The sequence below is a fragment of the Nannocystis pusilla genome, from assembly GCF_020073745.1.
GTDB classification, from domain to species: Bacteria; Myxococcota_A; Polyangia; order Nannocystales; family Nannocystaceae; genus Nannocystis; species Nannocystis radixulma.
Genome location: NZ_JAIRAU010000036.1, coordinates 89,369 through 112,516 on the forward strand (window position 1 = coordinate 89,369; position 23,148 = coordinate 112,516).

General features: G+C 72.9%; 18 protein-coding genes. 9 read left to right on the forward strand and 9 right to left on the reverse strand.

What is annotated here, in order from left to right; all coding sequences use genetic code 11:
- Positions 1-382 precede the first annotated feature (382 nt).
- The 3 genes from K7C98_RS27100 to K7C98_RS27110 all read left to right on the forward strand — a co-directional run bounded on the left by K7C98_RS27100 (position 383) and on the right by K7C98_RS27110 (position 5,229).
- Positions 383-3,637, forward strand: a complete 3,255-nt coding sequence (locus K7C98_RS27100) for a serine/threonine-protein kinase (protein ID WP_224194679.1) — start codon at positions 383-385, stop codon at positions 3,635-3,637.
- Positions 3,638-3,799: 162 nt separating this feature from the next.
- Positions 3,800-4,444 (forward strand): RNA polymerase sigma factor, encoded by a 645-nt coding sequence (locus tag K7C98_RS27105; RefSeq protein WP_224194680.1) that lies wholly within the window; start codon positions 3,800-3,802, stop codon positions 4,442-4,444.
- A gap of 521 nt (positions 4,445-4,965) precedes the next feature.
- Positions 4,966-5,229 carry a hypothetical protein gene (locus K7C98_RS27110; protein ID WP_224194681.1) on the forward strand — a complete coding sequence of 88 codons (264 nt, stop codon included), beginning with the start codon at positions 4,966-4,968 and terminating at the stop codon, positions 5,227-5,229.
- 142 nt (positions 5,230-5,371) lie between these two features.
- Here K7C98_RS27110 and K7C98_RS27115 read toward each other — a convergent pair whose 3' ends face one another.
- Both K7C98_RS27115 and K7C98_RS27120 read right to left on the reverse strand, forming a co-directional pair.
- A complete protein-coding gene (locus K7C98_RS27115) occupies positions 5,372-7,096 on the reverse strand; it encodes a serine/threonine-protein kinase (RefSeq protein ID WP_224194682.1) in 1,725 nt (574 codons plus the stop codon).
- A gap of 872 nt (positions 7,097-7,968) precedes the next feature.
- A complete protein-coding gene (locus K7C98_RS27120) occupies positions 7,969-9,117 on the reverse strand; it encodes a hypothetical protein (RefSeq protein WP_224194683.1) in 1,149 nt (382 codons plus the stop codon).
- A 145-nt stretch (positions 9,118-9,262) separates the two neighbouring features.
- Here K7C98_RS27120 and K7C98_RS27125 point away from each other — a divergent pair, with 145 nt between their 5' ends.
- Positions 9,263-10,192: a hypothetical protein gene (locus tag K7C98_RS27125; RefSeq protein WP_224194684.1), complete on the forward strand. Its 930-nt coding sequence runs from the start codon at positions 9,263-9,265 to the stop codon at positions 10,190-10,192.
- Positions 10,193-10,296: 104 nt separating this feature from the next.
- Here K7C98_RS27125 and K7C98_RS27130 read toward each other — a convergent pair whose 3' ends face one another.
- A complete protein-coding gene (locus tag K7C98_RS27130; RefSeq protein WP_224194685.1) occupies positions 10,297-11,355 on the reverse strand; it encodes a hypothetical protein in 1,059 nt (352 codons plus the stop codon).
- A gap of 113 nt (positions 11,356-11,468) precedes the next feature.
- Positions 11,469-11,675: a hypothetical protein gene (locus tag K7C98_RS27135; protein ID WP_224194686.1), complete on the reverse strand. Its 207-nt coding sequence runs from the start codon at positions 11,673-11,675 to the stop codon at positions 11,469-11,471.
- 215 nt (positions 11,676-11,890) lie between these two features.
- Here K7C98_RS27135 and K7C98_RS27140 point away from each other — a divergent pair, with 215 nt between their 5' ends.
- A complete protein-coding gene (locus K7C98_RS27140; RefSeq protein WP_224194687.1) occupies positions 11,891-13,342 on the forward strand; it encodes a lyase in 1,452 nt (483 codons plus the stop codon).
- A gap of 66 nt (positions 13,343-13,408) precedes the next feature.
- Here the strand turns inward: K7C98_RS27140 and K7C98_RS27145 are convergent, their stop codons facing one another.
- On the reverse strand, positions 13,409-15,958 hold the full coding sequence (locus K7C98_RS27145; RefSeq protein WP_224194688.1) for a DUF4215 domain-containing protein: 2,550 nt from the start codon (positions 15,956-15,958) through the stop codon (positions 13,409-13,411).
- Positions 15,959-16,129: 171 nt separating this feature from the next.
- The gene (locus K7C98_RS27150; protein WP_224194689.1) at positions 16,130-16,711 is read right to left on the reverse strand and encodes a DUF6624 domain-containing protein; all 582 of its coding nucleotides are present in this window, start codon (positions 16,709-16,711) and stop codon (positions 16,130-16,132) included.
- 163 nt (positions 16,712-16,874) lie between these two features.
- Between K7C98_RS27150 and K7C98_RS27155 the strand changes: the two genes are divergently transcribed.
- The gene (locus K7C98_RS27155) at positions 16,875-17,393 is read left to right on the forward strand and encodes a hypothetical protein (RefSeq protein WP_224194690.1); all 519 of its coding nucleotides are present in this window, start codon (positions 16,875-16,877) and stop codon (positions 17,391-17,393) included.
- A gap of 62 nt (positions 17,394-17,455) precedes the next feature.
- Positions 17,456-17,653 carry a hypothetical protein gene (locus K7C98_RS27160; protein WP_224194691.1) on the forward strand — a complete coding sequence of 66 codons (198 nt, stop codon included), beginning with the start codon at positions 17,456-17,458 and terminating at the stop codon, positions 17,651-17,653.
- A 4-nt stretch (positions 17,654-17,657) separates the two neighbouring features.
- Here the strand turns inward: K7C98_RS27160 and K7C98_RS27165 are convergent, their stop codons facing one another.
- The 3 genes from K7C98_RS27165 to K7C98_RS27175 form a co-directional block, all read right to left on the reverse strand.
- Positions 17,658-18,557: an NAD(P)/FAD-dependent oxidoreductase gene (locus K7C98_RS27165; protein ID WP_224194692.1), complete on the reverse strand. Its 900-nt coding sequence runs from the start codon at positions 18,555-18,557 to the stop codon at positions 17,658-17,660.
- Positions 18,558-18,570: 13 nt separating this feature from the next.
- Entirely contained in the window at positions 18,571-19,050 is a 480-nt protein-coding gene (locus K7C98_RS27170) for a hemerythrin domain-containing protein (protein WP_224194693.1), read from the reverse strand.
- A gap of 188 nt (positions 19,051-19,238) precedes the next feature.
- On the reverse strand, positions 19,239-20,318 hold the full coding sequence (locus K7C98_RS27175) for an aldose 1-epimerase (protein WP_224194694.1): 1,080 nt from the start codon (positions 20,316-20,318) through the stop codon (positions 19,239-19,241).
- An 866-nt stretch (positions 20,319-21,184) separates the two neighbouring features.
- On the opposite strand from K7C98_RS27175, the gene K7C98_RS27180 reads away from it, so the two are divergent.
- On the forward strand, positions 21,185-22,393 hold the full coding sequence (locus K7C98_RS27180; RefSeq protein ID WP_224194695.1) for a hypothetical protein: 1,209 nt from the start codon (positions 21,185-21,187) through the stop codon (positions 22,391-22,393).
- Entirely contained in the window at positions 22,390-23,145 is a 756-nt protein-coding gene (locus tag K7C98_RS27185; protein ID WP_224194696.1) for a ferritin-like domain-containing protein, read from the forward strand. The genes K7C98_RS27180 and K7C98_RS27185 overlap by 4 nt, the downstream gene beginning before the upstream one ends.
- The last annotated feature ends 3 nt before the right edge of the window (positions 23,146-23,148 follow it).

Below are 23,148 nucleotides of genomic sequence, written 5' to 3' on the forward strand. Positions count from 1 at the left end.
AGCCGAGCGCGCTCACCGGTGCGCTCGCGCTTGCGCTCGACCCAGTGCTTCGTCCTCGCGGTGCTCCATGATGAAGCACCGCGAGCACGGGACCTGAGGCGCCGTGCGCCCCGCCTGCATGACGCGCCCGGCGAGCTCCGGCTCGGAGCTTTGCTGACCGTGGCTCACGGCGAACACCGCCCGTGCAGGCTGGTTCACGATCGACGGTCACGCCCGCGCGTGCTCGCGGGAGCGAGTCCGCGTGTACAATCCGGGCCCATGTCCTCTCGTTCGGGCTGTTCGCCGGCGCCGCGGAGCACCCTGGCGATGCGCGTCGGTTGCGGCGCGTCGCCGGGCGAGGGCGTGGGTCGTGGTTGCCGCGAGGCTGCGGAGGCGGGCGGCCATGGCCGGGCGTGAGCACGTGCCCCTGGACGAGTCGGCCGGGCCGAGCCCCGCGGCCGAGGGGATGCACCGCACCGCCCCGGACCCGGTCAGTCACGGCGGCGACGACTTCGAATCGCTCGGCGTGACCGGCGGGTCGTTCCCCGGCGCGCCGCCCGGCACGCGCAGCGACCTGGCGGCGCGGCAGCACCAGGCCGTGCTGCGCGCCCAGCTGTTCGGCGACGAGCCGGCCCAGCCGGTCCGGATCGGCCGCTTCGCGGTGCTCCGCATGCTCGGCGCCGGCGCCATGGGCGTGGTCTACACGGCCTACGACGAGCAGCTCGAGCGCAAGGTCGCGATCAAGCTGCTCCGCGGCGGGGACGGGGGCGAGCACCGCCTGCTGCGCGAGGCGCAGGCGCTGGCCCGGCTGGCCCACCCGAACGTCGTCGGCGTGCACGAGGTCGGCGTGCACGAGGGCCGGGTGTTCCTGGCGATGGAGTTCGTGGCCGGGCAGGCCGCGTCGGCGTGGCAGCGCGAGCGGCCGCGCACCGTCCGCGAGACGCTCGACGTCTACCTCCAGGCCGGCCGCGGGCTGGCGGCCGCCCACGCGGTCGGGCTGGTCCACCGCGACTTCAAGCCCGACAACGTGATCGTCGGCGCCGACGGGCGCGTGCGGGTGCTCGACTTCGGGCTCGCCGTGCTGTCCGAAAAGACAAGCGCTTCAGAGCATGTCTCCGGGGACATGACTCTCACGACAGCCGTTGACGCCTCGTCACAGACGGACACCGCCGGGTGGAAGATCGCCGGCACCCCGGCCTTCATGGCGCCGGAGCTGTTCTGCGGCGAGCGCCCCGGCGCCCGCAGCGATCAGTTCAGCTTCTGCGTCGCGCTGTGGCACGCGCTGTTCAAGCGGCGGCCGTTCGTCGGCGACGACCTGGCCGGGGTCATCGACGCGGTCGTCCACGGGCGCCTGACGCCGCCGCCCGCCGGCAGCAAGGTGCCGGCGCAGGTCGTCCGGGTGGTGACGCGCGGCCTCTCGCGCGACCCGGCGCAGCGCTTCGCCACGATGACCGACCTGCTCGCCGCGCTCGAGCCGCGCGCGGGCCGCGGGCGCGTGTGGCTGGCCGCCGTCGCGCTGGCGCTCGGGGGCGCTGGCGCGGCCGCGGTGTTCGCCGAGCGCGGCCCGCCGCTGTGCGCCGGCGCGGCCGACGAGCTCGCCGGCGTGTGGGACGACGAGCGGCGGCAGGCGCTGCAGGCGGCGTTCCTCGCCACCGGCGTGCCGTTCGCCGAGGCGGCCTGGACCCGGGCCGCCCGCGAGATCGACGATCACGTCAATGGCTGGAAGGACATGTACGAAGAGTCATGTCTGGCCACGCACGTGCGCGGCACCCAGTCGATGGCGCTGCTCGACCTGCGCACGGCGTGCCTGCGCCGCCGGCTCGACGAGGTCCGGGCGCTGACCGACCTGTTCGCCGCCGCCGACGTGCAGGTGGTCGAGCGGGCGGCGCGGGCGAGCGACTTGCTCGGGCCGCTCGAGCGCTGCGCCGACGCCGAGGCGCTGAGGACCGCGACCCCGCCGCCCGAGGACCCCGCGGTCCGGCGCGACGTCGAGGCGCTGCGCGTCCAGCTCGACCAGGCGCGCGCGCTCCACTTCGCCGGGCGCTTCCCGGACGGCCGCGCGCTCGCGGACGCGGCGGTCGAGCGCGCGCGAGCCCTCGCGTACCCGCCCGTGGTCGCCGAGGCGCTGGCGCTGGCGGGCGTGCTGCAGGCCGCGGCCGGCGACCCGCAGCGCGCCGAGATCACGACCCACGAGGCGCTCCGCGCCGCGGCGACGAGCCGGCGCTCCGACCTCGTCGCCGACGCCTGGACCCGGCTGACCGAGATCGTCGGCGAGGAGCTCGGCCGCTACGACGAGGGCCTCGCGTGGAGCCGGGCCGCCGACGCGGCGGTGCTGCAAGCCGGCGACGCGCCGCTGCAGCGCGCCGCGCAGCTGGTGGCCGAGGGCAAGATCTTCCACGAGCGCGGCGAGTACACCGAGGCCGAGGCGCGATACACCCGCGCACTGGCGCTGCGCGAGCAGGCGCTGGCCGCCGACGACCCGGCGATCGCCGACGCGCTGACCCTCATCGCCGGCGCCCGCCGGGACCTCGCCGACTTCCCGGCCGCGTTCGCCGGCTACGAGCGCGCGCTCGAGATCCGCACCCGCGCGCTCGGACCGGACCACCCGGACGTCGCAGTCGCTCTGGCGAACATGGCCATGGTGCTCGACGACCTCGGCCGGCACGCGGAGGCCCCCGAGGCCTTCGCCCGCGCCCGCGAGCTGATGCGCGCCGCCCTGCCGGCCGATCACCCGCTGGTCGGGGCGATGGAGCTGAAGCTCGGGGGCGCCCAGACACACCGCGGCGAGCTGGCGGCGGCGAGGGTCCACCTCGAGGCCGCCGAGCAGCTCTTCACACGCGTGCGCGAGCCCGATCACCCCGACCTCGCGCGCGTGCATCAGAGCCTCGGTGTGCTCGCGTTCCAGGAGGGTGACTACCCGCGGACGATCGCCCACGCGGAGCGAGCGCTGGCGTCGATCGAGCGCAGGGTCGGCGTCGACCATCCGGACGCGGCCAGCGCCCTCGACCTCCTCGGCATGTCCCACGACCGACTCGGCGAGCCCGCCCGCGCGGTGGCCCACTTCCGCCGGGCGCTGGCGATCCGCGAGCGCCGGCTCGGGCCGGATCACCCGTACGTCGCCGAGTCGCACGGCAACCTCGCCAGCGGCCTATACGCGCTCGGTCAGTTCGAGGAGTCGCTGACGCACGACTTCATCGCGCTCGAGCTGCTCGAGAAGAGCCTCGGGCCCGACCACCGCATGCTCGTGCTGCGGCGCTGCAACCTCGGGCTGGCGCTGAACGAGCGCGGCCGCCACGCCGAGGCGCTCGCGCACTACGAGCGCGCGGTCGTCAACGCGGAGCGAGCCTATGGCGACCACCACGACTATCTGGTGGTCCCCTTGACGGGCGTGGGCAGCGCGCTCGTCGAGCTCGGCCGGCCGCTCGAGGCCCTCGTGCCGCTGGAGCGCGCCCTCGCGATCGCCGAGCGCTCGTCGCTCGAGCCCGTCGAGCTCGCGTTCACCCGCTACGCGCTGGCACGTGCCCTTTGGAACAGCCGCGTCGACCGCGCGAGAGCGCGTGCGCTGGCCGGCGCGGCCGCGGAGGTGATCGAGAGCGCCGGCCCGGCGTACGCCCGCGAGCTCGCCGAGATACGGGAGTGGATCGCCGCGCGGCGGTGAGGAGCGACCTCTCGCTGCGCCATCGGGGTCGCGCCGACGGCCGCTCGCCGGGTCACTCGGTCGCAGCCGACGGCTGCAAGCGTCGGGCGAGGAACCCCGTCCCATGTCGCTGCGATGCATCCCCGCGGTCGTGCGCGGCCCGTCATGCTACGTTCGCGAGCCGTGGCCGACGAGCTCTCCGACGACGCGCTCCTCGCCGCCTGGCGTGCGGGCGATCGCACCGCCGGCGGGCGTTTGTTCGATCGCTACTATCAGCCCGTCGCGCGGTTCTTCGCCAACAAGCTCGCGGGTGCGAGCGAGGAGCTGATCCAGCGCACCTTCCTGGCCTGCGTCGAGGGTCTGCCGCGGTTCCTCGGCAAGGGCAGCTTCCGCAGCTACCTGTTCTCGATCGCGTATCGTCAGCTCTGCCGTCATCACCGGACTCGTCGCGGCGAGCAGATCGACTTCGGCACGGTCTCGGCGCACGACCTCGGCCCGACGCCGAGCCAGGTGCTCGCGGAGCGCGACGAGCAGCGCCTGATGCTCGTCGCGCTGCGGCGGATCCCGATCGACTGTCAGGTCGCGCTCGAGCTCCTTTACTGGGAGCGGATGGGCACCGCGGAGATCGCCGCCGTGCTCGACGTCCCCGAGGGGACCGTCAAGTCGCGGCTGCGCCGCGGACGCGAGCTGCTGCGCGCGGCCATCGAGGGCCTCGCCGCCTCCCCCGAGCTGGCCCAGAGCACGCTCGAGGACGTCGACGCCTGGGCCCAGGCCCTGCGCGAGCGGGTCGCGCGCGAGCGCGCGAAAAAAGATCCGCAGCTCGAGTGATCCTGGGCCCCGCCTTTGGAACCACTAGAGACGAGTGATGCGCCCGTCTCCACGCCGACCCGCCCGCCCTCTCGCCGCCATGTCCGCCTCGTCGGCTCCCCGACGCGCGGCGCAGCCGGCCCGGACGGCCCGGACGGCGGCCGCGGGCGGCCTCGTGGTCGTGACGGGCCGGGCGTCGCATTGCGACGTCGCGGCGGGCCGCTGCGCCGGCGCGTGCGCCTCGCAGCGAATGCACGGTGATCCGAATGGCGTGGTCGCGTCGCTCATGAGCAGGTTGGTGAATCATACTATCATCATAGTTCTTGCGTGAGGCGGACGGCGGCCCTCCCCCTGCGCCGCCGCTGTCCCGCGCTCCTCTGGCTTCGATTGGCTTCTCCGCCGGATCCTCCGGTACCTTATTCCATGACATGGCTTTGCGGTCCGCCGAATGGTCGACGGTCCGCTGTCCGACAGGGACGTTGTTCGTGACACTGATGAATAGAGAAGAGGATAATACTATGCGTTTCATCCGTTCCATCCCCATGATCGCCATCGCTCTCTCCTTCGGCGCGGCCGCCTTCGCGTCGAGCTCCGCCCAGGCCGCCCCGTGCTGCAGCGCCCCGATCTGCCAGCAGGAGGAGCCGCCGAACGCTTGCAACTACTGCCTCGCCTGCGCGGTCGAGGAGGAGGCGGGCGACATCACCGAGGAGCCGGTCTACGACGAGGTCGAGGGGCTCTGCCTCGCCGCGGCGGAGGTCTCGACGAGCGAGGCCGCCGATCTCGAGCCGGGCGCCGGCTGCCGGTGATCGCATGGCGATGAGCCGGGTCCGCCCCTGGACCCGTCGACCCCCGACTCGCCGCAGAAGGCCGAGTCGGGGGCGCTCTCATGTCTCGGCCGGCCGCACGTGGTATCATTGCACCTGTTCCGAGAGACAGGCGAGGGCGGGTTCACAGGCGCAGCGCCAGGGTGACCTGCTGCGGCGAGGTGACCGCGGGGAAGCGCGCGCGTTCGGCGGCCTTCTCGATGCAGTTGCCGAGGTCCGAGCCGCGGGCGGGCTTGTGGGCGGTCGCGCTGGTGACCCTGCCGTTGGTGCCGACCTCGACGTCGACCTTGTAGGTCGTGCCGGGCAGGCCGAGCTCGGCGCAGTCCTGCAGCGCGCCGGACAGGCCGGCCGCGGCCGCCTTGATCTCGGCGTCGCCGAGCGACGCCAGCGGGGTCTGCGACTTCGGGGTCGCCGGCGGCGGGGTCGCCTTGGCCGCCTTCGGCTCCTTCGCCTTCTTGGCCGCCTTGGCCGGTTGCTCGGGCTCGGGCGTGGCGGGCTCCTCGGGGACAGGTCGAGCCACCGGCAGCGCGGGCTCGGGGGTCGGCTCGGGGGTCGGCGCGGCGGCCGGGGCGTCGACCGGCGCGGCGGCCAGCGTCTCGGCTGGCTTTGCGGGCATGTCCTCCCGGGCAGATGGTCGCACGGCCAGGAACACGCCGACGCCGACGGCGGCCGCGAGGCCGAGAGCGGCCAGGGCGGGGCCGAGGATCCGGCGCGGCGGCGGGGCCTGCACCATCTCGAAGTGGATGTCGAACGCGCCGGCGGCGTCGATGGCCCGGATCGCCGCGGCCAGCTCGTCGGCCGACTGGAAGCGGTCGTCCGGGTTCTTGGCCAGGCAGCGCAGGATCACCGCCTCTTGTCCGGCGGTGACCGGGCGGGTCGGGTCGACCTCGCTCGGGCGCGGCGGCGGCTCTTGCATGTGCATCGCCAGCACCGCCATGAACGCCTTGGCGCGGAACGGCAGGCGGCCGGTGAACATGCGGAACATCAGCACGCCCATGGCGTAGATGTCGGAGCGGCCGTCGAGCGGCTGGTCCTGGGCCTGCTCGGGCGACATGTACTCGGGCGTGCCGAGCAGCACGCCGGTCTGGGTCATCTCGTCGCCGGCGTCGCTGATGATCTTGGCGATCCCGAAGTCGAGCACCTTGACGAGCTCCTGCTCGCCCTGGCGGATGAGGTAGATGTTGTCGGGCTTGAGGTCGCGGTGGACCACGCCGTGGGCGTGCGCGGCCGACAGCGCGGCGCACACCTGGAGGATGATGTCGCGCGCGCGGTCCCACGGCAGCACGCGCTCGCGCTTGAGCACCGACTTGAGGTCCTCGCCCTCGAGGTACTCCATGACGAAGAACGGCGCGCCGTGGTCGGTCTTGCCGAAGTCGGTGATGTCGACGATGTTCGAGTGGCGCACCCGCGACGAGGTGCGCGCCTCCTGCATGAAGCGCTCGGCGATCTCCGGCTTGTCCTGCAGGTGGGCGTTGAGCGTCTTGATGGCGACCGGACGGCCGATGTCCATGTGCTCGGCGAGGTAGACCTCGCCCATGCCGCCCTTGCCGAGGCGGTGGTACACGCGGTAGCGGTCGGCCAGCACCGCGCCCTCGCGGATCGTCGCGGGCGCGGGCGCGGGCGGGTGGCTGAAGCTCGCCGAATTGGAGCCGGACATGCGCGTCGGCGTGTCGGTCGCCGGCGGCGGCGCGGGCGAGGCATCGACGGGAACGTCTTCGACGGGCGCTTCCTCGCCAGGGGCGTCGTCGACGAGAGCTTCCTCGACAGGGACGTCGTCGACGGCGACCTCCTCGTCGGCCGGCGCGCCGACCGGCGCCGTGGCGAGTGCGGACGCGACGAATGAAGGCACCGCGGACTGGGGCGCGATGGCAGGTGATGCCGCGGACAGCGGCGCGGCGAAGGAGGGCGCGGCGCTCGGTGGCGCGGCAGAGGACGCGGCCTGCGGTGCCGCGAACAGCGGCGCGGCGAAGGAGGGCGCAGCGCTCGGTGGCGCGGCAGAGGACGCGGCGGCCTGCGGTGCGGCGGACAGCGGCGCGGCGAAGGAGGGCGCAGCGCTCGGTGGCGCGGCAGAGGACGCGGCCTGCGGTGCCGCGAACGGCGGCGCGGCGAAGGAGGGCGCAGCGCTCGGTGGCGCGGCAGGGGACGCGGCGGTCTGCGGTGCAGCGGACAGCGGCGCGGCGAAGGACGCGGCGGCCTGCGGTGCGGCGGACAGCGGCGCGGCGAAGGAGGGCGCGGCAGTCCGCGGCGCGCCGGCAGGTTGTGCAGCGGACAGCGGCGCGGCGAAGGAGGGCGCGGCGCTCGGTGGCGCGGCAAAGGAGGGCGCGGCGAACCGCGGTGGGGCCACGGGTGGTGCTGCGGCCTGGGGTGCGACGGTGGGCGGTGCAGCGGCCGGCGTCGCGGTCGGAGGGGCGAAGGGCGGGGTCGCGGCCGGTGGGGGCGTGAAGGTCGGTGGCGCGATCGGTTTACCCACGCCGGGCGGCGGCGCGAGGGGTCGGCCCACCAGCGGAGGCGCGGCGATCGGTCGACCTGCGGTCGGAGGTGCGGCGATCGGTCGGCCCAGGGTCGGCGGCGGGGCGACGGGTCGCGGCGCGACGACGGGCGGTGTGCTGACCGGCGCGGTCGCCACGGGCTTGGCGTCCGCCTCGGCCTCGGCGTCGACCTCCAGGGGCACTTCCTCGGTGCTCACGTCGGCCACGATACCGCAACGTGGGTCCGCGGCGGTCACGCCCCGCACGCGGCGCGCAGTTCGGTCCGGATCTCCGCCATCAGCGAAGCGTACGCGCTGCCCCCAGGCACGACGTTGCACAGCGTGTCGAGCGCGTAGCGCTCGGGGGGCAGCGATTGGATGAAAGCGCGCAGCTTCGGGGTCTGCTCGGTGCCGAGGCCGTCCTCGTTTTCGTTCGGTTGCCACGGGCAGGCCGGCTGGCCCATCTTGGGGTCGCCGAGCAGGCCGATCATGTAGAGGTCGTTGAGCCCGGTCGGCTTGATGTTGGCCAGCGACCCGGCCCAGAACGACTCGAAGATCTCCTCGGAGCCGTCGTGGCCCTGCGCGTCGTTGTTGTCGTCGTCCTCGTCGCTGATCAGGACCAGCGTGAGGAACGCGCCGGGGCGGTAGAAGCCCTGGTTGCAGCCGGTGGGGGTGTTGAGCGAGGGGTCGAGCGCGCCCACGGTCGAGAACAGGGCGTCGACCGGGCGCTCGTCGGGGTCGCCCGCGGAGCCGATGTTGAACAGGCACTCGAGCGTGAGCGGCATCTGCAGGTCGGGCAGCGTCGCGTAGGGCAGGCCCTCGCTGAAGTTGCACGGATCGCCGTTGTTGTCGGCGGTGACCAGCGCGCCGAGCTTCTGGCACTCGACCGGGTTCGGCGTGTACACGCCGGTGGTGGTCACGCCGAGGTGGACGCTGCAGGCCTGCGACAGCTCGGGGATCAGCTCGCTGCCGAACGCGGTGATGAAGTCGAGCAGGATCAGGGTCTTGATCAGCATGCTCGGCGAGTTGTCGGCGACGAACAGCATGTCGATGTCCTTGCATCGACCGATCCCGCAGCCGCCGCCGGTGGTGGTCTCGTCCTCGCCGGTGGACGTCGTGGTGGTCAGCGCGAGCGTCGTGTCGCCGGTCGTCGTGGTCGTCGTGGTCGTCGGGTCGACGGTGGTCGTGTCGCCGACGGTGACGCCGGTGGTCGGGGTCGTCGAGGTCAGGCTCGTCGTCGAGGTCGGGCTGGTCGGGCTGTTCGGGCCGCCGCACACGCCGGACTCGCAGCGCAGGCTCGGGCCGCAGTCGGCGTCGGAATTGCAAGGCTGGCCGGACAGGAAGCCGCCGGTGAAGCAGGCGCTGAGCGAGAGCGCCCAGGCGACGAAGAGCGGGCGCGCCATCATCGGCAGTATCGGCGATGACCCGCGCCGGGTGCAACGCCTGCATCACCTGTCCCCGGAGACAGGATGACCCACGCTCAGCGAGGGGCCGCGCGGATCTGCGCCTTGTGGCCGTGGGGCCCGCGGGCATAGTATCGAGGCGTTCATGGCGAGATACGCGCGGCGATGGTGGTCGGCGGGGCTCGCGGCGGTGCTGGCGAGTTCGCCGGGGATCGCCGAGGTCCGCGCTGCGCCGGCGAAGGGCAAGGACGAGCTGAACGCCAAGATCAGCGGCCTCGCGCAGGAGGCGCAGACGCGCTTCGAGACGGCCGACTTCGCCGGCGCGATCGAGCTGTGGACGCAGGCCTACGCGGCGCTGCCCGACGAGCCCGCCTACGAGAAGCGGCGCAACGTGCTCGCCTACCAGATCGCCCAGGCGTGCGTCGAGGCCTACGCGCTCGACCCGCAGCTGGTCTACCTCCGCAAGGCCGAGCGCCTGTTCGACAACTACCTCAAGACGATCAGCGCCAAGGACAAGGTCACCACCGCCAAGGTGCAGGGCACGCTCGACGAGCTGCGCGAGAAGATCCGCGCGGCCGAGGAGCGCGAGGCCGCCGAGAAGCAGGCCGCCGCCGAGGCGGCCGGGCAAAAGAACCCCGAGTCCGAGTCGGAGCCGGCGGCCCAGAAGGGCGACGAGGCGGGCGACGCCGAGGACCGCCGCGCGACCGCCGAGCGCGAGGCCAAGAAGTCGCGCCGGCTCACGATCGCCGGCGGCGCGCTGACCGGCGCCGGCGCGATCGTCCTCGGCGTGATGGCCTACGGCCTGGCGCAGGGCGCCCGCGCCGACCGCGACGGCCAGGCCGCCAAGGCCGACGGCGTGACCGACCCCGCGGTCTACCGCGACCTGCTCGACCAGGGCATGGCCGCCAACCGCCTGGCGATCGCCACCGCGGTGGTCGGCGGCGTCCTCGTCGTCACCGGGATCGGCCTGCTCGGCGCCGGCGCGGCCGGCCAGCAGCGGGCCCGCCGCGAGCTCGGCCTGGCCCCCACGTGGCTGCGGGGCGGCGCCGGGCTCGTGCTTCAGGGCCGGTTCTGAGGGGCAGGTCGTAAAGGACATGCCCTCTCGGGCATGTCCGAATGGGCATGCCCGAACGGACATGCTCGTGCGTACATGTGAGGAGCGCCCGGCAGCGCCGGCGTCTAAAGGCGGCGGCGCGGGCGGCCGGCGCGGCCGCCGGTCTGGGACACGCGGCGGGCCAGCTCGTCCAGGTAGGTCTGGTCGGCGAAGTTCGGGTCGCGCTCGCCGAGGTGGGCGAGGAAGGCCTCGATGTCTGGCTTGTCGCTGCCCTGCTGCAGCCCGCGCATCACCCCGAGCAGCATGCGCTCGCTGCGGAGGCGCTCCTCGTCGAGGCGGCGGCGCAGGAGGATCGCGCGGCCGAACAGGATCGACAGCACCAGCACGATCGCGCCGAGCACCCAGGCCACGATCGCGCTGACGGCGATGCCCTTGTTGAGCAGCGAGTCGAGGCGGTCGAAGACCGTGACCTCGAACTGGCCGGCGCGCTGGCGGAAGCGCAGCTCCTCGAGGCCGTCGTGGGCGCCGAGCACGATCTGGCGCGTCGCCTCGCGCGCGGCCACGCCGAACGCCGGCGTCAGCTCGGAGGCGATCACCTGGCGCAGCGCCGGCGCGAGGTCGCGGGCCAGCACGGTGCGCAGGCTCGGGCCGAGCTCGTCCTCGATCACCGCCCGCATCGCCGGGCCGAGGTGCTCCTTCAAACCGTGGCCGGCGGCGCGCGACAGGCCGTCGACCGTCGAGCGCGTCAGCTCCTGCACCAGCGCCTGGGCGTTGCGGCGTGTCTCCGGGGACAGGCCGCCGTCCAGCACGCCGGCGACGGCCGTGCGCGCGGCCTCGGCCGCGGCCGGTCCGAGGTCGGTGCGCAGGCTGCGGGCGGCGGCCGCCGCGACCGCCTGGACGTAGCGGCTCGACGCCTCGCGCAGCGCGGCCTGGCGCTCGCCGTCGGTCGCCGCCGCGAGCACGCCGTCGACCAGGGTCTTGCTGAACTCGCGCGCCGCGTGCTGCACCTGCGGGTCGAGCATCAGCTGCTCGATGCGCCGCTGCGACTCCGGGTCCTCGAGGAAGGCCACGCTCTCGTCGAGCGCGGCCGGCACGGCCTTGCGGGTGATGCCCTCGGCGCCGACGCAGCCGAGCCCGCCGCAACAGAGGAGGAGGGCGAGGACGGAGCCGGTGCGCGCGCGCATGCGTGGTTCATGCGCGAGGTGACGGCCGGCGTCCGCGGATGCTGCCCAGGGGCGGCGCGCGGTCGGGGCCACGCGCGCGCGCGGCCCGGGGGCCGTCGCGGCGAGGCCGGCGCTCAGCGTCCGCCCCGCGGGTTCTTGCCGCGGCGCCGGAGCTCGCGCGGGTCGAAGGCGTCGAAGCCCGGGTCGCGGTGGCCGTCGGACTGGCGGTCGCGGTTGGGATTGAGCGCGCTCGGCCGCACGTCGTCGGGCTCGCCGCCCTGGTGGCCCTTCTCGCCGTCCTCGCGGTTGCGCGGGGTGTCGTGGGGGTTGACTTGGTTCACGCCGCTGGACGGACCGTCGCGGTCGCGATCGTCGCGGTCGTGGGAGGGCTTGAATCGCTTTTTGGGGTCCATGCTCGAACCGTGACGTGCCCGGAGGGGGAGTCAAGACTTGCGACTTGATGATCTGGTGTTGCGCGCGCACCGGAGGGATCGGCCCGGCGGACCGAGGCGGGGATCTCGGCGGGCTCGTGAGTGGTTGTGATAGGGTCGGAGCGATGGTTTTCATGCATCGGTGGATGGGGGTCATCTCCGCGGTGATCGGGCTCGCGGGGTGCGGCGACGGCGGGCGGGCCACGGACTCGGCGACGGCGGGACAGACCGACAGCACCGCAGCGCCGGGCCCGACGACGACGGCGACGACCGGCACGGCCTCGGTCACGCAGGGCCCGACCGAGGACGTGGGCACCGCCTCGAACTCCGACAGCGAGGCGACGACGGCGCTGCCGACGACGACGCAGGACATCACCGGCGTCACGGCGAGCTCGACCACGGACCCGACCAGCGGCCCCGACACGAGCGGCTCGACCGGGCCCGACACGACCACCGGCGACCCGTGCGGCGGCGGCGGAAGCGGCGCCTTCGACTTCAGCTATTTGTGGGTGGCGAACACCTCGCAGGGCAGCATCTCGAAGGTCAACACGCAGACGCTGACCGAGGAGGGCCGCTACTACGCCGACCCGAACCCGGCCGGGGCGAGCTCGTCGCGCACGTCGGTCAACATCGACGGCCACTTCGTGGTCGTCTCGAACCGCGCCTCGTACAGCGTGACCAAATTCGCGGCCGACAAGGGCGACTGCGTCGACAAGAACGGCGACGGGGTGATCCAGACGTCGGCCAACAAGGACGACATCCTGCCGTGGGGCGCCGACGAGTGCATGCTGTGGAACACAGCGGTGAGCCCGGCGCCGTTCGGCTACAACGGCGGCCCGCGCGGCACCGCGTGGGCGCCCGGCGAGTTCAACCCGGCGACCTGCAAGTACGAGAACCAGAAGGTGTGGGTCGGCTGGCTCGACGCACCGACGCACGCGATCATCGGCCGCTTCGACGGCGTCACCGGGGTGCAGGACGCGACCATCCCGCTCGACGGCTGGAGCAGCCAGATCTCCCCCTACGGCGCCGCCGCCGACGGCAACGGCTACGTGTGGTTCATCAACGTCTACCAGGAGCTGGTCCGCATCGACACCGAGACGCTCGAGGTCAAGCGCTACCCGGGCGAGGGCATCCAGTTCTACGGCATGACCGTCGACGGCAAGGGTAACGTGTGGTTCGGGCCGTACAGCAACGGCAACGTGGCGATGTTCGACGCCCAGACCGAGACGTTCCACCAGATCCCCAACTCGGCCGAGAACCACCGCGGGATCGCCGTCGACGCCAACGGCATGGCGTGGGTGGCCGCCAACGCCGGCGGCACCCACGGCTGCGGCCTCAACCAGATCGACACCAACACCCTGACGGCCGTCCAGTTCCACACCTTCGAGCAGTGCAGCACGCCCGTCGGCGTCAGCATCGACGTCGACGGCTTCGTGTGGATGGTCGACTACGGCGGCTGGGCCTATCGCATCGACCCGAACACCTACGTCAAGACGCAGGTGCTCATCGCCGGCGACCACTACACCTATTCCGACATGACCGGCGGCGGGCTGTTCAACGCCGTCATGCCGGGGTGATGCCGCGACCGCGACCCGGCGTGAATGGTCTTCACGCCAGGTCGCAGGCGACGGAGCGACCGGCCCTCAAGGCTTGCACAGCAAGGCGGCCGCCGCGTCCGACATGCCCTTGAAGGTGCCGACCAGCGCCCCCTGTGTGTTTCCGGCCACCGCCGGCGCGGCCTTGCTCGTGACAGCGAGGTCGAACGCGGAGTCGTAGGTGGTCGTGCCGAGAGTCCGCGTCCACAACTTGGCGCCGTTGGTCGAATAGGCGGTCACGTACATGTCCGCCACGAGCCCGAGGTTGACGTTGCCGTCGAGCGGCCCGTTGGTGTAACCGGCGGCGTAGACGTTGTCCGAGGCGTCGGTGGCGACCGCGGTCGCCTGGTCGTACATGTTGGTGTGTTGCTGGCGGATCCACTGCAGCTCGCCCGCGGGCGAGAACTTGGCCGCGTAGCCGTCGGCGCCGGCGCCGGGCGTGACGCCGTCGATGTTGCCGATCGTCTTGCCGGCGATCAGGATGTTGTCCGCCCGGTCGATCGCCACGGCCTGGGCCGTATTCTGGGTCTCGTTGCCGAACAGGTGCGTCCACAGGCGGACGCCGTCGGGCGTGTACTTGACGATGAACAGGTCGAGGTCGCCCGCGTGCGGCTGCCCGTCGATGCTGCCGGCGATCGAGCCGACGACGATGACGTTGTCCTGGCTGTCGGTGGTCACGCCGAGGCCGCGATCCTCGAGGTTCGTGCCGAACTGCCGCGTCCACAGCAGGGCGCCGTCCTTGTCGTACTTGGCGACGAAGACGTCGTAGCTGCCGGCCGGGACGCCGTCGACGATGCCGCCCGCCGTGAACCCGGTCACGAGGATGTCGCCCTTGCTGTCGGCGGCGACGCCCTCGGCGTGATCGAGGAGCGGGCTGCCGAGCTGGCGGCTCCACAAGAGCGTGCCGTCGGGCGCGAACCGGATGATGAGCGCGTCGTAGCTGCCGGCGCTGGTGTTGCCGGCGAAATTGCCGAGCGTGTAGCCGACGACCACCGCGTGGCCCGTGGGATCCGCGGCCACGTCCCGGGCTTCGTCGGGGGTGGGCGTCCCGACCTGGCGCATCCACTGGATCGCGCCGGCCGGACCGTACTTGACCAGGAAGACGTCGCCGCCGCCCAGCGCCGGCTCGGCGCCGAGCTGGGCGTCGGTGTACCCGGCGACGAACAGGTTGTCGGCGGCGTCGATCGCGATGCCCAGCGCCGCCTCGGCCTTCGCGGTGCCCAGCTGGCTGATCCACGTCGAGCACGCATCGGCGCACAGGCCGGCCTTGCACACCCCGCTCAGGCAGTCCTCGGGGCCGTCGCAGCCCTGGCCCCACGGACATTCGTCGCAGCTGCCGCCGCAGTCGACGCCCGTCTCGTCCCCGCTCTTGAGCTCGTCGTCGCAGGTCGGCGGCGCGCACGACGTCGTGCAGTCGTCGGTGTTGTCGAAGTTGCCGTCGTCGCACTCCTCGACGTCCACCCGCACGTAGCCGTCGCCGCAGGTCGCGGTCTTGCAGAAGCTGGTGCAGCCGTCGGTGTCGTCGAGGTTGCCGTCGTCGCACGCCTCGTTCTGCGAGAGCTTGCCGTCGCCGCAGCTCGGGGGCGCGCAGGTGTTGCTGCACGCGTCGTCGTCGTCGTCGTTGCCGTCGTCGCACAGCTCGCCCGGACCCTGGATCCCGTCGCCGCAGCTCGCGGCCACGCAGGTGCTCAGGCAGGCGTCGTCGTCGGCGGCGTTGCCGTCGTCGCAATCTTCGTGGCCGACCCAGGTGATCCCGTCGCCGCAGCTCGCGGCCACGCAGGTGCTCAGGCAGGCGTCGGTGTCGTCGGCGTTGCCGTCGTCGCAGGCCTCGTGACCGAGCCACACAGCACCGTCGCCGCAGCCGGCGGCCGCGCAGGTGACGAGACACCCGTCGGTGTCGTCGAGGTTGCCGTCGTCGCACGCCTCTCCGAACTCGAGCTGGCCGTTGCCGCAGCTCGGCGGCATGCAGGTGTTGCTGCACGCGTCGTCGTCGACCGCGTTGCCGTCGTCGCAGCCCTCGCCCGGGCCCTGATGGCCGTCGCCGCAGCTCGCCTGTTCGCATGTGTCGAGGCAGGTGTCGCTGTTGTCGCCGTTGCCGTCGTCGCAGGCCTCCCCGGGCTCGAGCTGGCCGTTGCCACATACGGGCGGTCCGCCGGTCGACGCATCCTCGCCGGTCGACGCATCCTCGCCGGTCGATGTGCCCTCGCCGGTCGATGTGTCCTCGCCGGTCGATGTGCCTTCACCGGTCGACGTCTCCGCGCCGTTCGACGATCCTGCGGCGGTCGACGACTCCGTGCTCGTCGACGTGTCCGTGCTCGTACTGGTGCTCGTACTGGTGCTCGTGCTCGTCGACGCTTCGCTCGTCGCAGGCTCGCCGGTGCTGACAGTCGGCGCGGTCGTGGTCGGAGCGTCGCCGGTGGTGGACCCCTCCGCGGTCGAACTGTCCGCGACTCCGCCGGTCGTGACCATGTCGGCCGTCGACGCCGCACCGCCGGGGTCGCCGCAGGCGAGGACGCCGCAGAGCAGCGCACCGATCCTGCGACCGGTCGCAAGCTGCGGAGCGGAGATGTCCCTGAATCCCAATCGAACGCGCTTCATCGATACCCTCGCGTCGCAGCCGCGGAGCTGTCTGCTCGCACTGCTCACGACAGCGCATGCTAACACGGGGGCCGCCGTGCCGACGGGCTGCCGGGTCGCCTCGACGTCGCGTCGACTTCGTGCGTGGTGCAACCTATCTTTCGAGGCATGCGCGCAAGCGCGCCCGAACGCTCAGCGCCAGCCGACGCGACGCGCCCACGCGTCCATCTCGGCCTGGCGCGCCGCGGGGTCCGCCGGCGCGAGTACGCCGGGGGGCGGTGGGTGGCGCCACACCATCGGCGGCAGGCCGACGGCCGCGCGCCGCTCGGCCAGCGACTCCGGCGCCTCGACGCCGACCATCGGCACCATCGCCGTGCCGTCCTCGTTCCAATCGTACTGCGTGCCGTAGCGCTGCGGCCGGCCCTCGGACACGCGGATCCGGTCCTCGAGCTTCGCCACCTCCGCCGGATCGGCCTCGCCTTCGGCCGCGGCCCGCTGCAGCAGCGGCAGGCAGCTGCGCAGCAGCGCCGGCTCGCCGATCGCGTGTTGCACGATCCGCCACGCCGCGCTCGCCCCGTCGTCACCGACCAGCGTCCGCCCCGGCCAGCCGACCCCCGCCAGCACCTCGCGCAGGCGCGCCGCGTTGCGCCGGTGCACCGCCTCCATCTCGGGGTGATAGCCGGCGAACAGGCTGCCGTCGCGCGCCAGTCGCTCGCGCGTCTCGTCGTCCTCGGCGATCCATCGCATCAACTCGGCGCGCAGGTCCTCGTCCATGCGCCGAGCATTGCCGCGGTCGCGTCGGCGTGCAACTCACGTTCGAGCGGGACCTGGTGCGAGAGCAGCCGCGCGCCGTGTTCACGGTCGCCGACGATCCGTCGCGCTCGCAGGATCGCGATGGGCAGTGATTTCGCGCGCGTCCGCGTCTATCCTGTTCCTCGTGGAGCTGCTGCTCGTCGTGCTCGTCGGGTACCTCGTGGTCGCGGCCACGCTCAAGGCGCTGGCGCGGCGCGAGCCGCCGGTACGACCGTACGTGCCCGCTCGGGCAGATCCGGCGCGCGATCCGGAGGGCGCCGCGCTCGAGTCCGTACTGGAACGAGCCGTCCGCGTGCGCGTGTGGTCGTCGAGCGATCGAGCCGACGTCCCTCCCGGCGCCGAGCTGTCGATCGACGTCGACGACGCCGCGGCGCTCGCCGAACTGTGGGTCGCCTTCCGCTCGCTCCGCGACGAGCTCTCGCCGGCGGACGCGACAGGTCCGACGCTCGAGCTGCTGGATCGCGGGGGCGCTCGCGCCGCCCTGCTGGTGCTCGGCGACGGGCATACCTTGTACTGGAGCGGCTGGGCCCGGCCGCGTCGCTGCAATCATCTGCCGGGCGCGTGGCTCGCTGCGCGGGGCGTCCACGGGTCGAGCGGCGCGTTCGAACGGCATGTCCGCGAGCTCAAGCGCGACATGGATTGACGGCAAGTCAGGCTTGTCGCCGCCGGCTGCTCGCTCATGCTCTCCGGCGAGGGAGGTGCCCCATGGCGACCCAGGACGATCGGCAGCAGCGCGACGAGCGAGCACGGCGACCCGGCCGGAGCGCGGAGGAGCGCGAGCGCGACCAGGCGAGGAATCGCCGCAACCAGGACGAATACGACGAGCGTGACGACCGCAGCGGCGACGCGGCGCGGGAGCAGGAGCGAACCTCCCATCGCCGCGACCAGGACGAGCGCGCCTGAGCGCTCAGCGCCGACGGGCGCGGCGATCCTCGGCCTGCAATTCGCCGTCGATGGTGAAACCGGCGATCGCGCCCTCGGCGGCGGCGACGATGGCGAACATGACGTCGCGGGACGCGTCGCCGACGAGGAACAGGCCGGGCACGCGGGTCTTCTCGCGGGTGCCGGTCTCGACGCCGTGCTGCTCGTCGACCGGCAGCGCCAGCTTCTCGGCGAGGTTCGAGCGCTGGCGCTGCTTGAGCTTGAGGAACAGGGCGCGTCGCGGCTCGGCGCGCCCGTCCGCGAGCTCGACGCGCGCGAGGAGGCCGTCGCGACCGACGAGTCGGACGACCGGTTCGTCGCGTACGCGCACGCCGGCGTCGACGAGCCGGTCCGCCTCGTCGGCGGGGAGCGGTCCGCTGCCGGAGGTGAACAGGACGACGTCGTCGGACCAGCGGAGGAGCGTGAGCGCGAGCTCGGACCCGCCCTCGCCGTACACCCCCAGCGGCGCGCCGCGCACCTCCCAGGCGTGGCAATAGGGGCAGCCGAACACGCTGCGGCCCCACAGCTCCGCCAGGCCCGCGAGCGGCGGGAGCTCGTCGACGAGGCCGGTGGCCAGCAGGAGCTTGCGCCCGCGCAGCCGGGCGCCGTCTGTCAGTGTCACCGTGAAGCCGTCGCGCTCGCGGGTCGCATCGACGACGCGCGCGGCCACGAACTCGACGGCGTAGGGCTCGAGCTGCGCGCGGGAGATCTGCAACAGCTCGTCGGGCGGGGTGCCGTCGCGGGACAGGAAGCCGTGCATCGCCGACGAGGCCGCGTTGCGATACTCGCTGCTGTCGCACACGACGACCTTGCGGTCGCTGCGGCCGAGCAGCAGCGCCGCGCTGAGCCCGGCCGGGCCGCCGCCGACCACGATCACGTCGTACATACGAATGACTCGCTCACCGCGGGTTTGGTCCTGTCGTCTCTTTCAGGTGCACGAGATCGCGGTACACCCGCGTCCGTTCGGCGACGAAGCAGATGCCGAGCCCTGCGGCCTCCTGCCCGGTCAGGGCGGTCCGCGCCAGCTCGAACAGGCTGCGCTCCTCCTCGCGCAGGTGGCGGGACATCCGTTCGCAGAGCTGGCGAACGGTGGCGTTCCAGCGGGCGCAGCCGCACGGCGTCTGCTCGGCGCGACAAAACAGGGCGTCGAGCTGCTCGTGCTCTTCCAGCCCCTGGACGGCCCGCTCGCGCAGGTGCCGGACGTGGAGCATGTAGCTGTAGAGGATCCGCTCCTCCGCCCTGGCGTAGGCCGTGTACTGGCACAGCAATTGGTAGAACTGCTGCTGCGGATCGACGCCGGCTGCGATCGAATACAGGCAGCGGACCGAGTGGCGGAGCCGCTCGTGCTCCTCGCGCAGGTGGTCGACAATCGAAGCCATGGTGAGCTCCTCCGGCGGCCCTCGACGAGGTTGTCCGGAACCGGTGGATAGGCAAGCAACCGCGGCGAAAGGCCGCGCGTCGCCGCGATCCAGGCGGCGGCGCCAGGCCGCAGGATGAGCCGGCGAGCTCGACGATTCCGACACGACGGGAGCCATCCGCGGACGCGCAAGCGGCGGCCGGGGAATCATCATACCTGGAACAGCTCGACGCGGACGGCGTACGTCGTCGTCTCGCCGGGGCGGAGCACGACCATGCCGGTGTCGGCGCCGTTCCACTCGGCGCCGAACGGATCGGCGCGGTTGTACTGCGGCTCCAAGGCCACGTACGCCTGATCGATCGGCGCGTACACCTGAAAGGCCGAGACCGGCGGGGCCGCGGCGCTCACCCGCAGGCCGAAACCGGCGGCGGGGTCGACGAGCTCGGCCGCGGCTCGGCCGGCGCCCGGGGCGAGGTCGACGAAGCAATCGTCGAGGTAGAGCTCGCCCAGAGCGCGCCCGCCGGGCCGCGAGAAGTCGTGGCTGGTCCCGCTCACCGGCTGCACCGCGCCGGTCGGCAGGACCTCGTCGTAATTGTTCACGACGACGCGCCCGCGCGCCGGGATGTGCAGCCTCGCCTGCCTGCGATCGCCGCTGATGCAGCGAAAGTAGGGGTGCCAGCCGATCCCGATCGGCAGCAGATCCGGGCCGACGTTGCTCGCCGCGACGGTGAGGTCGAGCGCGTCCGGGCGCAGCGCGTAGTCGCAGCGGACCTCGGTGCGGGACAGCCAGCGCCCCGCGAAGTCGCCGGGCCGCATTCGCCCGCGCACGTGGCCTCGCGTCTGCTCGAGCTCGTCGGCCGCGCGATCGAGGATGAGGCCGTGCATCGCGTACTGCTCGGCGCCCGCGGCCCTGCCGCCCCAGTTGCGGGGCAGGCGGACGATGCGGCCGAGCACGCGCGTCTCGATCTCGCGGCGGTCGGTCAGCGCCCGGCCGCGGATCCGGTTGGCGAACGGCAGCAGGATCGCGCCGCCGAGGCTGAAGCTGCGGTTACCGGCGAAGTCGTCCGGCCCGCCGTCGAGGTGCCGCGCGACCTCGTCGAGCGGAGGCGTGGCCAGCAGCTCGACCTCGCCGCGGCCGGGGAGCGCTGCGCGTAGTTGCAGCAGCAACATCCCGCGCCCGGGGGCGACGTCGGCGCTGGTGAAGGCGGGCCCGGCGCGGTCGCGGTCCTCGCATTGCAAGCGGACGACGGGCGCGCCGCCGATGGCGGGGAGATCGGGCTCGCGGGTCACGGCGGAGTGGTAGCACGCGGCGAATCGGGGCGACCGCGGCGGTCGCCCGGCGCCAGGGAAATTCACCAGAGCGCCGGGGTCGCGGCTCCGCCGGCAGAGCTCGCGGTGCTCGCAATCACCGGAGCGCGGGCCTCGGGCGCGCAGGTCCCGGTGCCGCGCTTGCGCGCGCGGGCGCGTGGGCTAACCCGCGTGCACCCACGCGGAAGGATTGAGACGATGTCGAGTTCGAAGCAGATCCATGGACTCTTCGTGCTGTTGCTGTTGTCGGCGCTGCCCGCCTGCCAGGGCCGGAGCGAGAAGACGACGCGCGAGGCCGGCGGCGACCGGTCGACGGTGTACACGCGGACGCAGGGGCCGCCTCCCGGCCAGAGCGGTCAGACGGGCGCCGACAGCTCCACGCCCACGGCGGCGGAAGGCGGCGCGGTGGGCGGTCAAGGCACCCCCGGCGGCGACGGCTCGGCGAGCACGCCGGGGCCGGGCAGGCAGAGCCCGACCGGGACGACGCACGGCGCGACGGCGCCGAGCTCCGACACGGCCGGCAGACCCGCCACGGCGCCGTCGGGCGAATCGGCGGGCAGGGGCTCCGGCTCGCCGGCGGACCGCGCAGGCGAGCAGGGCGGCGGAGAGGCTCGAGGCGCCCGCCCGTCCGGGGACATGAACCGCGAGCGGCGTTGATGCTCATCCGCCGCGCTCGCGGCCCCGACGTTCGACGTGGCCGCTCCCGCCGCAGCTCCGGCGGTGAGCGGCGCGTCGGTCGAATCATACGATATCGAGCTCGATCGAGAATGTACATAGTCGAGAGGTACACACGCGACAAAATCGCTCGCCGCGCTTGCGAGCCGGGTGACGCGGGGTACCTTCACGCCATGAGCCTCGACCTTTTTCACGAGCGCGGCACGCCGCTCCGGCGGCAGGTCTTCAGCTGGAAGGAGCTCGCCCCCGAGCCCATCAGCAAGCTCGACGACGACGCGTTCACGCGCGTGCGCCTGATCCTCATGCACGGCGTCGAGCAGGACGCGTGTCGGTTCAAGCACGTCCTGTCGCGCGGGATCCACCCCGACCTGCGACTGTCGCTGGCGGCGATCCGCCGGGTCGAGCACCACCAGGCCACGCTGATCAATTGGATGCAGCCGGCCGATCAGTCGCTGCTCGAGACCACGATCGGCTACGAGCAGACGGCGATCGAGGTCACGGCGTACGTCGCCCGGGTCGAGCCCGACCCGTACATCGCCCAGGTCCACCGCTTCGGGCTGCTCGAGGACTTCGACCACCTCTATCGCTTCGCCGCGCTGATGGACCGGGTCGAGGGCAAGGACGCCAACGCGATCTTGCAGTCGTACACCGACATCAGCCCCGGCCGGGCGACGGCGGTCGAGCACCGCGCGCCGGCCGACGACCTGCGGCGCTGGTACGACCGCGAGCGCGCGGCGCCGCTGACGAAGATCCACGCCGCGCTGCTGGCCGGCTCCGAGTACCAGACGCGCGACTTCTACCTGACGGTCGGGCCGACCTTCGCCGACCCGGTCGCGCGCCAGCTCTACGCCGAGATCGCGTCGATCGAGGAGCAGCACGTGACGCAGTACCAGGCGATCAGCGACCCGGACGAGACCTGGCTCGAGAAGTGGCTGGTGCACGAGGCGATGGAGGCCTACGCCTACTGGAGCTGCGTCGCCTACGAGCGCAACCCGCGGGTGAAGGCGATCTGGGAGCGGTTCCTCGACTACGAGCTCGAGCACCTGCGGATCGCCCGCGAGATCTTCGAGCAGGTCGAGGGCCGCGACCCGGCGTCGGTGATCCCGACCAGCCTGCCCGACCCGCTCGACTTCGTCAGCCACCGCAAGTTCGTGCGCCAGGTGCTCGCCCGCGAGGTCGACCTGCGCACCAGCGGCGCCGAGTTCGTGCCGCTGTCGGCCGAGTCGAAGGCGTCGCTGGTGTACCGCACGCACATGAACCGCGACGGTTCGCCCTCGGAGGCGGTCGCGGCGGGCTATCGCTGGGCGCCCGGCACCGAGCTGACGAGCCTCCTCATCCCCGCGGCGTCCACTCAATTGTTCAAGAGAGCGAGCGGAGCATGAAATCCCCCGACCGTCCCACCGACCTCGACATCAACCGCACCGGCATCTTCCTGTCGCCGCTCGACGGCCCGGCCACCGTCGAGGCCGCGCGTCAGAGCCGCCCGACCTCGCCAGGCACCGAGCAGGAGCTCGCCGAGCTGCGCCGGCAGTTCGCCGAGGAGGCGCACCCGATCGGTCACATGCCGCCGCCGCTGGCCGTGCGCGCGGTGCTGCAGGAGTTCAAGGGCCTCATCCACGGCCACCGGTACGGGGTGCTGCTCGACAAGCTCGGCGAGCGGCTGGCGTTCGAGCGCACCGGCGTGCGCCTGTTCGACGCGCTCATCGTCAAGCTCGAGGCCCAGGACACGTGGGACGGCGGCCCGACGCTCGAGACGCTGGTCGAGTTCCGCGGCGACGAGGCCAATCACTTCACGCTGATCCACGAGGTCCTGGTCCACCTCGGCGCCGACCCGACGGTCGTCACGCCGTCGGCCGACCTCGTCGGCGTCGAGAGCCTGGGCCTCCTGCAGACGATCGCCGACCCGCGCACGACCCTGGCGCAGAGCCTCCACGCGCAGATGATCGCCGAGCTGGTCGACGCCGCGGGCTGGGATCAGCTGTGCATGCTCGCCGGCGTCGTCGACCAACAGCCGCTGGCCGCGAGGTTCCGCGCCGCGCACGCGCAGGAGGTCCATCACCGCGACACGGTGATCGCGTGGCTCAATCGCCACGCCGAGCTCGCGGCGCTGGGGGAGCTCAAGTACAGCGCCTGATCG

Excerpts from the sequence above, each read along its gene's own strand:
- K7C98_RS27110 (WP_224194681.1), top strand. The coding sequence starts at position 4,966 with ATGATCGCCATCGCTCTCTCCTTCGGCGCGGCCGCCTTCGCGTCGAGC.
- K7C98_RS27185 (WP_224194696.1), top strand. The coding sequence starts at position 22,390 with ATGAAATCCCCCGACCGTCCCACCGACCTCGACATCAACCGCACCGGC.
- K7C98_RS27140 (WP_224194687.1), top strand. The coding sequence starts at position 11,891 with ATGGTTTTCATGCATCGGTGGATGGGGGTCATCTCCGCGGTGATCGGG.
- K7C98_RS27130 (WP_224194685.1), bottom strand. The coding sequence starts at position 11,355 with ATGCGCGCGCGCACCGGCTCCGTCCTCGCCCTCCTCCTCTGTTGCGGC.
- K7C98_RS27100 (WP_224194679.1), top strand. The coding sequence starts at position 383 with ATGGCCGGGCGTGAGCACGTGCCCCTGGACGAGTCGGCCGGGCCGAGC.
- K7C98_RS27120 (WP_224194683.1), bottom strand. The coding sequence starts at position 9,117 with ATGGCGCGCCCGCTCTTCGTCGCCTGGGCGCTCTCGCTCAGCGCCTGC.
- K7C98_RS27170 (WP_224194693.1), bottom strand. The coding sequence starts at position 19,050 with ATGGCTTCGATTGTCGACCACCTGCGCGAGGAGCACGAGCGGCTCCGC.
- K7C98_RS27125 (WP_224194684.1), top strand. The coding sequence starts at position 9,263 with ATGGCGAGATACGCGCGGCGATGGTGGTCGGCGGGGCTCGCGGCGGTG.
- K7C98_RS27145 (WP_224194688.1), bottom strand. The coding sequence starts at position 15,958 with ATGAAGCGCGTTCGATTGGGATTCAGGGACATCTCCGCTCCGCAGCTT.
- K7C98_RS27180 (WP_224194695.1), top strand. The coding sequence starts at position 21,185 with ATGAGCCTCGACCTTTTTCACGAGCGCGGCACGCCGCTCCGGCGGCAG.
- K7C98_RS27150 (WP_224194689.1), bottom strand. The coding sequence starts at position 16,711 with ATGGACGAGGACCTGCGCGCCGAGTTGATGCGATGGATCGCCGAGGAC.
- K7C98_RS27165 (WP_224194692.1), bottom strand. The coding sequence starts at position 18,557 with ATGTACGACGTGATCGTGGTCGGCGGCGGCCCGGCCGGGCTCAGCGCG.
- K7C98_RS27160 (WP_224194691.1), top strand. The coding sequence starts at position 17,456 with ATGGCGACCCAGGACGATCGGCAGCAGCGCGACGAGCGAGCACGGCGA.